Here is an 11,835-nt window from a genome sequence, read left to right as displayed (position 1 = left end):
AAGCGATTTCGCTCGCCGTCTCGCGAACCGCACGCGTCACTTCAGATTGTGATCATTCCACGATTGTCCGATCGTCGGCGATCGCCCTCACCCGCTCGAACAGATCCGCTGGTTCGGCGGCCTCGACAGCCTCGAGGGTCGCGTTCGTCTCGGGGTACTCGGGTGCGACCCGGTTGCAACCGGCCGGGATCGAGGTGTCCTCGTAGGTGCCCAGGTCTCGCGCCCGCTCCAAGATGTCGGTCTTGTCGGTCGTCACCAGCGGTCGATGCACCGGCAGGTCCGTCGCGCGGTCAGTGACAGCGAGGTTCGCAGTCGTCTGGCTGGATTTCTGTCCGATCGACTCGCCGGTGACGACCCCGACAGCGTCGTGGTCGTCGGCGACTGCGTCGGCCATCGCGAGCATCGCCCGGCGGAGCGAGAGCATCCGCGTCGCATCGACCGCCGCCAGCAGATCGGCGACGAGATTGCCTGCGGGAGCCACGCGAAGGCGCATGTCGTACTGGGGAGCCAGCTCGGCGAGCCGATCGGCAGTCGCGACGGCACGCGCCCGGTGGTCCGTGCCGCCGAACTCGCCGAGGTCGACGTACAGGGGGACAATCGGACTCCCGCGGCGCATCGCCTCCCAGGCCGCGACAGGCGAATCGTGACCCCCACTGAGCAGGGCGACGAGCGGGCGCTGACTTCCCAGCGGGAGCCCGCCCGGGCCCTCGCGCTTCTCCAGAAAGACGAACGCCTTCTCGGGGCGACACTCGACGAAGACAGTGAAGTCGGGATCGTCGAGGTCGACGGTCGGCTCCGCGCCCAGCGACTCGATCGTCTCGCCGACGGCCGCACCCCCCTCCTGTTCGAGGTCAGTACTGGAGAAGGGGTGGGCGTCCGACGAACCGGCTCGGCGAGCCCGAACCGCGAACGCGCCGCCGTCGTATTCCCGTTCTGTCGCCCGTTTCATCGCCGCCAGGATCGCGTCTAGTTCAGGTTCGACGCGGACCGCCGGGCTCGCCGAGACGACGCCGAAGGCATCGGTCGCCGCCTCGGTGGCGTCCTCGATATGCTTGGGATCGGTCCGGACGTAGAGCCGGTTGCGCTCGGTTCGGACCGTCCCGGAGATCGAGCGATCCGCAAGCAGGGCGTCGATGTGGCCCTGGAGCTGGCGCTCCATCTTGATGCGGACCTGGTCGCTCTTGACGCCGAGTTCGCCGTGGCGGACGAGGACGGTCCCGGCAGCCGGCGGGTGCATACCCGCGGGTACTCCACTGGCGAATAAACAGCCTTCGACCTCGGGACGACACGAACGGTCAGATGCGAACGTCAGAACGTCGACTAGGAAGAGTACGGACGTCGGAACGTCGAGCGGTAGGAATACGGACGATCAGAACGTCGAGATGTCGCCCTCGATGACGGCTTCGGTGACATCAGTGATGTTGGCGAGTTCGTCGTCGATCGTCGCCTGGACCTCGGACTCGACGTCAGCCACGGAGACGCCGTCGTCAGTGACCAGTTGCGCGTCGGCGACGTGGGGTTTGTCGATCGGCTGGCCGATCTGGCTGAGCAGGCGGATCTGGACCTCTTGAATTCCTTCGACCTGTTCGGCGACCGACTGGGCAATCTTCGTCGAGAGGAGGTTGTAGATCTTTCCGATGTGGTTGACCGGGTTCTTTCCGGAAGTCGCCTCCATGCTCATCGGGCGGTTCGGCGTGATGAGGCCGTTCGCACGGTTGCCACGACCGACCGACCCGTCGTCGCCCTGCTCGGCGCTCGTCCCGGTGGTCGTGAGGTAGATCGCACCCTCGTCGTAGTTGTCGGCGGTGTTGACGTGAACCTCGACCGACCGGTCAGTGTACTCACCCGCGAGATCGGAGACGTACTCGCGAACGCCCTCGATCGTCTCGCGGTACTCGCTCATATTTTCGACGTAGTCATCAATGACCGCGACAGCGACAGTGACATCGATGTGATCGCCCTCGCGTTTGCCCATCACCTTGACATCCTGTCCGACCGCCGGGTTGTCGTCGCTGTAGGGGCCGTTGAGCTGCCGTTCAGTATTCAGGACGATTTGCTCGGTCTCGGTCAGTGGTGCGTGACCGACGCCATAGGAGGTGTCGTTGGCCATCGGAACCGTGCCGTCCTCACCGAAGACTTCCTGGAGATCCCCGCTACCTTCCCCGAGTTTGACGTCGACGATCACGTCCGTTCCGACGTCCAGGTCCGGGAACGTCTCATCGAGGTAGTCCCGAGCGGCTTCCAGCGCGATCGACTCGGCGGGGAAGCGCTGTCCGTCGTAGGTCTTCGTCGCGCGCCCGACGACGAGCAGATAGATGGGATCGAGCACTTCGCCGCCGCCGAAAGCCGGCGCGGCCGTCCCCGCGACTAGTTGCGTCTCGTCAGTATTGTAGTGCAGCACCGTCCCGTAGCGGTCGAGATACTCTTGGGCGAGCGCGCGTGAGACGCTCTCGGCGACGCCGTCACAGATCGAGTCGGGGTGACCGATCCCCTTTCGCTCGACGATCTCTACGTCCTGCTCTTCGACTGCTCTGTCTTCGGTCGGCTGGACCCGGATGTTCCGCTGACTCATTACCCGGGTTTGGCCACCCGTGGCTCTATAACTTACGGAAACTTTTCGAGAGAGTGTGATTACTCCTGGGTATCCTCCGGCGTGTCGTCCGCGAGCAGGAGTTCGAGATACGAGGTCCGCAGCTGGTTGTCGAGATCCAGCCCGAGATCGACGAGCAGCTCGACGGCCGCCTCGCGAGCGGGCTCGACCCCGTCCGCGGTCTCGACGTCGGTTTCGACCTCGACGAACTCGCCGACGTCCTCGACGGTATCGAGCGTGACAGTGAGCCCGGAGACGGTGAAGTACTCGCGGTCCTTGCGGACGGTCGCGACCGGTTCGAACCCGAGTGACTCGAAAAGTTCCCTGACCGTCTCGCCGTCGCCGACCGTCGTCTCCAGTTCCTCGCGGGTCTTCGACTCGGCCTCGATCTTGGGGCCTTTGTACGTGATCCGGGTCACCCTGTCGCCGTCCCGGGTCTCCTCGCGAACCCGGACGGCCTCGTCGGTCGCCGCGAAGTCCCGATGCGGCGCGTCGTAGTAGGTATCCGCCTGTGTGAGACTCTGGACGCGCTCGGCAGCTAGCGCTTCGAGACGTTCGCGCACCCGATCGTGATCGGCGCGGAGCTTCAACTCAACCTCGTACATATCCGCGAAATCGCTGCCATCGGACTAAAGTCGTCCGCTCCGAACGGAAACGTTGTCCTTAAGAGTGCAACGACGGACAGAGATACTATGAGTAACGATTCCGAGGCCGAGGAGGCCGACACCGAAGAAGAGACGGCCGACGAAGAAACTGAGGGACTCCAGAACGGCGACTTCATCGAGCTGGACTACACTGCCTGGACGGTCGAGGGCGACCAGCTCGTCGACACGACCGACCCGGAAGTCGCCGAAGAAGAGGGCGTCGGCGAAGAGCAGGAGTTCGGTCCGCGGACGATCGTCCTCGGCCAGGGCCACATCTTCGAGACTGTCGAAGACGACATCCTCGGCAAGGAGGTCGGCGATAGCGGCTCTGTCACAGTCCCCGCGTCCGAGGCCTTCGGCGAGTACGACGAAGACGAGGTTCGAACCGTCAGCGCCAACAAGATCCCCGAAGACGACCGCTACCCCGGCGCACACATCGATATCGACGGCGAGCACGGTCACGTCGAGACGATCATCGGCGGTCGCGCGCGCGTCGATTTCAACCACCCCCTTGCGGGTGAGGATATCGAGTACAACTACGAGGTCCTCCGAGAGATCGACGACCGCGAGGAGAAGGCCCAGGGTCTCATCCAGATGTTCCTCGATATGGAACTGGAGGTCTGGTTCGAGACCGAGACCGTCGAGGAAGAGCAGCTCGTCGAGCCCGACGAGGAAGCGGACGAAGAGGCCGAGCCCGAGACCGAGACCGTCGAAGTCGAGGAGGAGACGCTGTACATCGAAGCGACGCCCCAGCTGACGATGAACCAGCAGTGGATGATGGGCAAACAGCAGATCGCCCAGGAACTCACCCAGCAGCTCGGCGTCGATCGGATCATCGTCCAGGAGGAGATCGGCGGTGGCGGCATGATGGGCGGCATGGGCGGCATGATGGGCGGCGCCGGCGGTGACGTCGATGTTGACCTCGAAGAAGCCGTCGAAGACATGGATCTCGAAGACGCCGACGTCGACGCCGACGAGATCGTCGACGAGCTCGAAGACTAAACTTTTTCCACTCGGGTTCGAGTCGCGCCTCCGGCGCGCTCGAACCGCTCGTGCAAAAACTTTAGCGATCCAAAAAGGCCGGACGCTCCCGTTGGTCGCGTCCGGTGAAACGCCTCATTTCGTTCGGCGTATGCTACGGTCGACAGCTACAGTTCGAATCGCAACTTCTCAGCGGCGTCGCGCATCTCAGCGGTCGAAAGCCCTGAGAGATACTCACTCAGATGGATCAGGACTGCTGTGCGGTTGGGGCGGTTGGGAAGTAGCATACGCGTCTTCGGCGCGTTTCACCGCGAGCGCTCGACCGAGCGCGAGCGGCCTTTTTCCCCAAGTTTTTACGAGGAGTGGTCCGCCTCGCGCCGAATGGCGCGAGTGCGAGACCCGACGAAGTAAAAAGTGGCTAGGCGATGTCCCGGCTGGTGTCGATGCTGACCTCTTCGACGAGGTTGAGTTTGATGACGTTCGTCGGCGCGCGCCCGCCGCGGAACTTGGGGATCGACAGCTGGTTTTCGACCTCGTCGCCCTCGATCGTCGTGTCCATCTGGAAGATGACGTCCGCGAAGTGCTCGGTCGTGTCCCGAAGCGGCGGGACCGACCGCCCGTCCAGACAGTGCAACACAGCGAGACTGCCGGTGTTGAAGATGTGATTCTGGAGGTCGTTCATGAAACTCCGGAACCGCGAGGGGGGCTCCTGTTCCTCCAGAACGTCCAGCGGGTCGATGATGAGGTTCGAGGTCTCCGGGAGCGCACTGACGAGTTTGCTGGCGTTGTCGAGCGGTGCTTCGCCGGAGACGTGCCGGACAGTTGGCTCACCGGTGTTGGTCGGCGAGTGTTCGAGGCTGTCCCGGATCGCCTGCTTCGAGCGATCCAGCGACAGATACAGCGTCCCGCGGGTCGCGGTCAACTCGTAGAGAAACAGCTCCGCCTGACTCGCCGGATTGGCATTCAACACGACGATACTTCCGGCCGGGATGCCACCGTCCAACTTCCGGTCGAGGACATCGATCCCGGTCCGGAGCCGATCCTGCATAGCTCACTGTGGGCTTGACGTCGCACGTGATTAAATATTGTGTTCGTCGCTGTACAGCGGTCTGAAACGAATCCGGACGGTGTATATCGTTTCGTCTGGAGATCGAAGAAAGTCGGTTCCGCTAACTGTTGGTGACGGATGGCGGACTCCGAAGCGTGACGAAACCGGCGTAGTTACAAGAATCGGAACGTTTCGAGGTTCTTCGGCGCGAACGTCCGCATGTTGTACTCGTGGTACAGCGCCGAGGAGAGGTCCTGTACCGACGATTCGTCACCGTGAACACAGAGGACCTTCTCGGGTCGGGGACTCATCGTCTTCACGAAATTCTCCAGGCCCTGGCGGTCGGCGTGGCCGGAGAACCCGTCGACGGTCTCGACGTCCATCCGCATCTTCATCGTGTCCGACCGACCTGCGTCGTTGCCGACGGGGATCTCGTCCCAGCCGTTCTGGATCCGCCGGCCGAGCGTCCCCTGTGCCTGGTAGCCGACGAACACGAGTTTCGAATCCGGATCGCTACCGAGGTGTTCGAGCCAGGACATGATCGGACCGCCGGTGACCATCCCGGACGTCGAGAGGATGATCGACGGATCGTCGTCTGTGACCTCCTGGCGCTCTTCCTCGCCGCCGTCGATGTGGTTGAACTGCTCGGCCAGGAAGGGGTTCTCGTCGTCGTGAAAGATGCGGTCGCGAAGGTCGTCCCGCAGGTACTCGGGATAGGTCGTGTGAATCGCCGTCGCCTCCCAGATCATCCCGTCGAGGTGGACCGGCATCTCCGGAATATCACCGCTCCGCATCGCTTCCTCGAGCACGAGCATCAACTCCTGGGAGCGACCGACCGCGAAGGCGGGAATCAGGACCTTGCCGCCCTTCTCGTAGGTGTCGTTGATGACCTCTTTCAACTTCTCTTCGGAGTCCTCCTGGTCGGTCTGGTAGTCGTTTCGACCACCGTAGGTCGATTCGAGCACGAGCGTCTCGACGCGGGGGAACTCGTTGACCGCGCCGTTGAACAGGCGCGTGTCCTCGTAGTGGATGTCTCCCGAGAAAGCGATGTTGTACAGCCCGTCGCCGATGTGGAAGTGTGCGATCGAGGAGCCGAGAATGTGTCCGGCGTTGTGGAGCGTGAGCTTGATGTCCGGGGAGATGTCGGTCACGTCGCCGTACTCGATCGGGACGGTGTGTTTGATCGCTTCCCGAACCATCTCCGAGTCATACGGCGGTGTCCGGCCCTCCTTGGCCGCAACGTCGAGGTAGTCCAGCGTGAGCAGTCCCATCAGATCGCGGGTCGGCTCGGTCGTGTAGATCGGACCGTCGTAGCCGTACTTGAACAGTAGTGGAATGAGTGCCGAGTGGTCCAGGTGGGCGTGAGTCAACACGACCGCGTCCAGCGAACTCGCGCCGGCACCCAGCGCTTCCGGCACCTGGAGGTACGGCACTTCCCCCTCGGCCCCCGGTTTGTCGCCGCAGTCGACGAGCACCCGCGTCTCGGGCGTCGAGACGATGAACGCGGCCCGACCGACTTCCCGGCAACAACCCAGCGTCGTGATCCGGACCCACTGGTCGTCGGACATCTCCTCGCGGTGGATCTGGCGGCCGATCCGTTCGAGGATGTCCCGGCGCTCGTCGCGCTCCTGTTTGAGGAAGTTCCGCACGTTCTCGACTGTCGAGGACTCGATTGGCGGCGTCCGAACGACCTCGGGCGTCCAGCCGACCTCCTGGGTAATCTCGCGCATCGTCGTGCCGTGGCGACCGATGACGAGGCCGGGCTTCTCGGCCTCAATGACGACCTCGCCAGTGTCGGCGTGAAAGTCCAGGTCGGTGACGCCTGCCTCGTCGGGGATGACCGATCGGATCCGGTCGCGGGCGTCCTCCGGCCGCGTAAGTACGTCCGGGTCGGGGCGGACCGTGATCCGCTTGCGGAGCTTGGATGCGAGACGCCGCACCAGGTCCCCATCCTGGGCGAACTGCTTTGGATCACGGGTATAGATTACCAGTTCCGGACCCTCGAATGTGACATCCGAAATCGAAATCCCGGCCGGAACCTCGTTGTGAATCGTTTCCTCTATCTCTTCGAGTTTCTGATCTACTCTGCTCATGGCTGAATGAGACGGCCGATCACGCACACGCCGCGGCTGGTCGCCGCAGTGTTCGTGTCGTGACCACTGCTGGATAAGACTGTCATATCTGACGGTTGGACTGCCTGTCGGTGTACCACTCCGAACGACTCACTGTGAGTGTTCGGAAAACCGATCTATACCTGTTCGTATTCCCCTCGGATTATAAAAGCCTTCGCAAAGACCTCCCCATCGATGGAGCTAACCAGCGAGACAGTCCGGATCGAATACGAGTGGACCCGTGATCGCGGGTCCGAGATCGTTCCGATCGTCAATGCGGTGCGTGCCGACCTCGGTGACGCCTTCGACACGACGGTCGAGTCGATAACTATCGAGGCGTATCACGACGCCATCGATGCGGTCTTCGCAGACGGCGATCGGGCAGTCAACGTCGCCGCGCTCGTGGGTCTGCTGCGCGATCTCGACGTGACCGGCGATTATCCGGGTTTCATTGTCGATGAACTGCTCGCGCGCGAGCTGGCGGCGGCCATCGCGGGGGAACAGCCCCGTCGCCTGCTCGCGGAAGCGACCTTTCACTACGCGGACGTCCACACCCACGGCAGCGTTGACGATCCTGCAGGTCTCGACGACCTTGACGCCGCGCTCGCCGCGGGGGTCCAGACTCGTCTCCCCGGCTGGGAGTGGCAAGCGACGGAGAGTCCGTTCAGCGTCGACCCCTGAGACCGACAGTCGGCTGTCGAATGTCCGAGAGGTGTCTGACTGAGAGTTATCACCGGGGAGGACCGTCATACGACCACTATGAGTGACGAGCGGACGATCACGGTCGCGGAAGTGAGCGACGGCCCCGGCGGGACCGGCGACCCCGGAACCGACGTTTCGTTGCCCGTTGTGGAACTGCTGACTGGTCGCGGATTCGTCACTGGGAAGAGCGGTAGCGGTAAGAGTAACACCGCCTCTGTCGTCGCTGAGAACCTATTAGACGCGGGTTTCGGGCTCCTCATCGTCGATATCGACGGGGAGTATTACGGCCTCAAGGAGGAATACGAGATCCTCCACGTCGGCGCCGACGAGGAGTGTGACATCCAGGTCACCACCGAGCACGCCGAGAAGATCGCCAACCTCGCTCTCGAGCAGAACGTCCCGATCATCCTCGATATCTCCTCATTTCTGGACGACGAGGAAGCCGAGGCGCTGCTGACGGAGGTTTCGAAGCATCTCTTCGCGAAGGCCAAGAAGCTCAAACAGCCCTTCCTGCTGCTCGTCGAGGAAGTCCACGAGTGGATCCCCGAGAACGGCAGCGTCGGCGAAGTGGGAAAGATGCTGATCAAGATCGGCAAGCGCGGCCGCAAGCACGGCCTCGGGATGGTCGGGATCAGCCAGCGGCCCGCCGACGTCAAGAAGGACTACATCACCCAGTGTGACTGGCTCGTCTGGCACCGCCTGACCTGGAACAACGATACGAAGGTAGTCCGGCGAGTCCTGGACGGCGAGTACGCCGACGCCGTCGAGGACCTGGGCGACGGTGAGGCCTTCCTGATGACCGACTGGTCGGAATCGATCCGGCGGGTCCAGTTCCACCGCAAGCAGACCTTCGACGCCGGGGCGACGCCCGGACTGGACGACTTCGAGCGCCCGGAGCTGAAATCCGTCAGCGACGACCTCGTCTCCGAGTTGCAGGCGATCAGCGAGCAGGAACGACAGCGCGAGAACGCGATCGCCGAACTGCGCGAGGAGATCGAGAAGAAGAACTCCCGGATCGCCGAACTCGAAACGGAGCTGCAGGACGCCCGCGACCTGAGCCGGATGGCCGACCAGTTCGTCGACGCGCTGCTGGACCAGGTGGAGGGTGCCAGCCCCGGTCGAACGGAGGCCGAACGGATGCGCGCCCGACGGCAACGACGCGAAGGGCAGGCTCCGCCGGCGTCCGAGCAAGACGGCGAGAGAGTGGCGTCAGATCCTGGCGACGAGACAGACCCGGCAGACGCCGAGCCGACGACCGACGACTCAGAGACGGGTGTCGGGGAGGAGACCTCGTCGGCGGAGGCCGAAGAGGCCGCGGAGGCGTTCGCGGCCGTAATGGGTGAAGACGGAGACGCTGCGGACACCGACCCCGGTGACGTGGAAACTGCTGGCGCGGAGACGGCCGACACAGACGCCACCGACGGGGTCGAACAGCCGGGATCGAACGGCGACGGGGATCTATCGGCATTTGACTTTTCAGACGCTGATATGCCGGCGTTCGGGTTCGAGACGCCGGAGTTGGCGGACACAAACGGAGACGGAGCGGCGGCCGAGACTGACGGGACGGCAGCCGACGGTGTCGCGACCGCCACGGACGGGAGTGAGGACGGCCGAGCAAACCAGCCACAGGGCAGCGACGACGATGCGATCGCCGAGGCGGTCGGGGCCGTCGACGAGGCCGAAGCGCCGACTGTGGATAGCCCGACCCCGCCGGCGGTATCGTCGCTCCGGTCGGAGATCCGGAACCTCGACGCCAAGGCGCGCCGGATGCTCGCGTACTACGACGACCAGGGGCCGGCGACACCGCTTGACGCACACTTCGTCGCCGGCGGCACCGGCGATCGGACCGACGCCTACGCCTACAATCGAACGCTTCGAACCGCGGGACTGATCGAGCACGTCGGACGAGGGAACTACGACATCTGTCTCCGCCAGCGTCTCGACGAAGCGACGAACGGCCGCCTCGAAGACCGTGAACTCGACGCGTTCCGAGCGTTGCTGGCCACCTCCTTCGAACGATCCGAAGGGTCGTGATTAACTCCCCGGGAGGATGTCCCCGAGGGCCGCGCCGAGGGACATCGGAACAAACGCGACGACGACGTTCGCGAGCGCGACGACCGGCTCGTTCCAGTCGACCCGCCCCCATCCCGTCAGCATAGTGACTGCCAGCAGGAAGGAAATGGTGAGGACACCCACGAGTCGGTACGGAACGATTCCGAACAGGCGGTTCTTGACGCGGACGTCCTGGATCTCGGCGACGTACAGCACCCCGATGGTGATCGAAACGGCGGCCAGCCCCGTCCCCGCGAGCAACAGCGGATGACCGGCCAGAAATGCGCCGATCTCCTGGGTTCCACCCTCCACAGCCATCGGGATTCCGAAGAGCAGGGCCCCAAGTAGCGCTTCCGACGCGTCCGCACGATCGAACCCCCAGATGACGCGCCCGAACGCGGCGTCCGAACGTGTCGCTTCCGAAGCGAGGTCCATCACCGCCTCGACCTCCCGGCGTTCTTCGGCCGAGTCGACCGTCTCGGCCAGTTCTTCGAGTCTATCGAAGATGTCGCTCACGTCCGGTTCGTCCCCGTCGCCGCGCGTTCCCACATCCGGGTCGTCCCTGCCCCTACGCATTGGCGACACCCGCCTGTGCGGTCGTGGGCGGTCGGCCCGAAGCGTACAGCGTCGCGCTCATTGCCGAGGGCGACGGCGCGAGACCCGTTAAGCGTTCCCTCGATCGGGAATTTTCATCGACCGGCGCGAGGCAAACTTTATTACTGCTGTACATCCCTAGTGGAAGACATGGAACGTTCCAGTCGGCAGCGAGAGCGAGTGGCCACCGACGAGGACACGACGGAGGCGGAAGAAGACGAGCGTGAGACATGTCCGGAGTGTGGATCGACGTCGCTCGTCGCGAGCGCGGACGGGGGTGAGCTGGTATGTGACGACTGCGGGCTCGTCGTCGAGGAGGGGACGATCGACCGGGGGCCCGAGTGGCGGGCGTTCGATCACAGCGAGCGCCAGCAGAAATCCCGCGTGGGCGCGCCGACCACCCAGACGATGCACGACAAAGGCCTGACGACGACCATCGACTGGAAGGACAAGGACGCTTACGGTCGCTCTATCTCCTCGAAGAAGCGCAGTCAGATGCACCGGCTACGCCGCTGGCAGGAGCGGATTCGGACGAAAGACGCCGGCGAGCGCAACCTCCAGTTCGCCCTGAGCGAGATCGATCGAATGGCCTCGGCGCTCGGCGTCCCGCGCTCGGTCCGGGAGGTCGCCTCGGTCATCTATCGGCGCGCACTCGACGACGACCTCATCCGCGGGCGCTCGATCGAAGGGGTTGCCACTTCAGCGCTGTACGCCGCCTGCCGACAGGAGGACATCCCGCGAAGTCTGGAAGAAGTCTCGGACGTGTCCCGCGTGGAGCAAAAAGAGATCGGCCGCACCTACCGGTATATCTCCCAGGAACTCGGTCTGAAGATGGAACCGGTCGATCCCAAGAAATACGTCCCTCGCTTTTGCTCGTCGCTGGAGTTGACCGAAGAAGTCCAGAGCAAGGCCAACGAAATCATCGACGTGACCGCAGAGCAGGGTCTGCTCTCGGGGAAATCCCCCACAGGATACGCCGCCGCAGCGATCTACGCCGCCTCGCTTTTGTGCAACGAGAAGAAGACCCAGCGGGAAGTCGCCGACGTCGCACAGGTCACCGAAGTCACGATCCGCAATCGCTATCAGGAACAGATCGAAGCGATGGGGCTGTGA

General features: G+C 63.7%; 10 protein-coding genes. 4 read left to right on the top strand and 6 right to left on the bottom strand.

Going from position 1 to position 11,835, the window contains the following annotated elements; genetic code table 11:
• Nucleotides 1-52: 52 nt before the first annotated feature.
• The 3 genes from HSEST_RS05260 to cyaB all read right to left on the bottom strand — a co-directional run bounded on the left by HSEST_RS05260 (nucleotide 53) and on the right by cyaB (nucleotide 3,195).
• On the bottom strand, nucleotides 53-1,237 hold the full coding sequence (locus HSEST_RS05260; RefSeq protein ID WP_229122641.1) for a tRNA sulfurtransferase: 1,185 nt from the start codon (nucleotides 1,235-1,237) through the stop codon (nucleotides 53-55).
• Between the two features lie 132 nt (nucleotides 1,238-1,369).
• Nucleotides 1,370-2,572 carry a methionine adenosyltransferase gene (locus HSEST_RS05255; protein WP_229122640.1) on the bottom strand — a complete coding sequence of 401 codons (1,203 nt, stop codon included), beginning with the start codon at nucleotides 2,570-2,572 and terminating at the stop codon, nucleotides 1,370-1,372.
• 59 nt (nucleotides 2,573-2,631) lie between these two features.
• A complete protein-coding gene (gene cyaB, locus HSEST_RS05250) occupies nucleotides 2,632-3,195 on the bottom strand; it encodes a class IV adenylate cyclase (protein ID WP_229122639.1) in 564 nt (187 codons plus the stop codon).
• An 87-nt stretch (nucleotides 3,196-3,282) separates the two neighbouring features.
• On the opposite strand from cyaB, the gene HSEST_RS05245 reads away from it, so the two are divergent.
• Complete coding sequence (locus HSEST_RS05245; RefSeq protein ID WP_229122638.1) at nucleotides 3,283-4,236, top strand: FKBP-type peptidyl-prolyl cis-trans isomerase; 954 nt, start codon at nucleotides 3,283-3,285, stop codon at nucleotides 4,234-4,236.
• A gap of 397 nt (nucleotides 4,237-4,633) precedes the next feature.
• Here HSEST_RS05245 and HSEST_RS05240 read toward each other — a convergent pair whose 3' ends face one another.
• A complete protein-coding gene (locus tag HSEST_RS05240) occupies nucleotides 4,634-5,263 on the bottom strand; it encodes an RAD55 family ATPase (protein WP_229122637.1) in 630 nt (209 codons plus the stop codon).
• Nucleotides 5,264-5,436: 173 nt separating this feature from the next.
• Nucleotides 5,437-7,356, bottom strand: coding sequence for a beta-CASP ribonuclease aCPSF1 (locus tag HSEST_RS05235; protein WP_229122636.1), 1,920 nt, complete (start codon nucleotides 7,354-7,356; stop codon nucleotides 5,437-5,439).
• Nucleotides 7,357-7,569: 213 nt separating this feature from the next.
• Between HSEST_RS05235 and HSEST_RS05230 the strand changes: the two genes are divergently transcribed.
• Together HSEST_RS05230 and HSEST_RS05225 are read left to right on the top strand one after the other, a co-directional pair.
• The gene (locus tag HSEST_RS05230) at nucleotides 7,570-8,055 is read left to right on the top strand and encodes a hypothetical protein (RefSeq protein WP_229122635.1); all 486 of its coding nucleotides are present in this window, start codon (nucleotides 7,570-7,572) and stop codon (nucleotides 8,053-8,055) included.
• Between the two features lie 78 nt (nucleotides 8,056-8,133).
• Nucleotides 8,134-10,110, top strand: a complete 1,977-nt coding sequence (locus HSEST_RS05225; protein WP_229122634.1) for a helicase HerA domain-containing protein — start codon at nucleotides 8,134-8,136, stop codon at nucleotides 10,108-10,110.
• On the opposite strand, the gene HSEST_RS05220 is transcribed toward HSEST_RS05225, so the two are convergent.
• Nucleotides 10,111-10,677, bottom strand: a complete 567-nt coding sequence (locus HSEST_RS05220; protein WP_324254842.1) for a DUF2391 family protein — start codon at nucleotides 10,675-10,677, stop codon at nucleotides 10,111-10,113.
• A gap of 195 nt (nucleotides 10,678-10,872) precedes the next feature.
• Between HSEST_RS05220 and HSEST_RS05215 the strand changes: the two genes are divergently transcribed.
• Complete coding sequence (locus HSEST_RS05215; protein ID WP_229122632.1) at nucleotides 10,873-11,835, top strand: transcription initiation factor IIB; 963 nt, start codon at nucleotides 10,873-10,875, stop codon at nucleotides 11,833-11,835.

It is taken from the genome of Halapricum desulfuricans, from assembly GCF_017094465.1.
Taxonomy (GTDB): domain Archaea; phylum Halobacteriota; class Halobacteria; order Halobacteriales; family Haloarculaceae; genus Halapricum.
The sequence above is the reverse complement of the archived record's forward strand: the minus strand, read 5'-3'. Positions and strand labels throughout refer to the sequence as shown.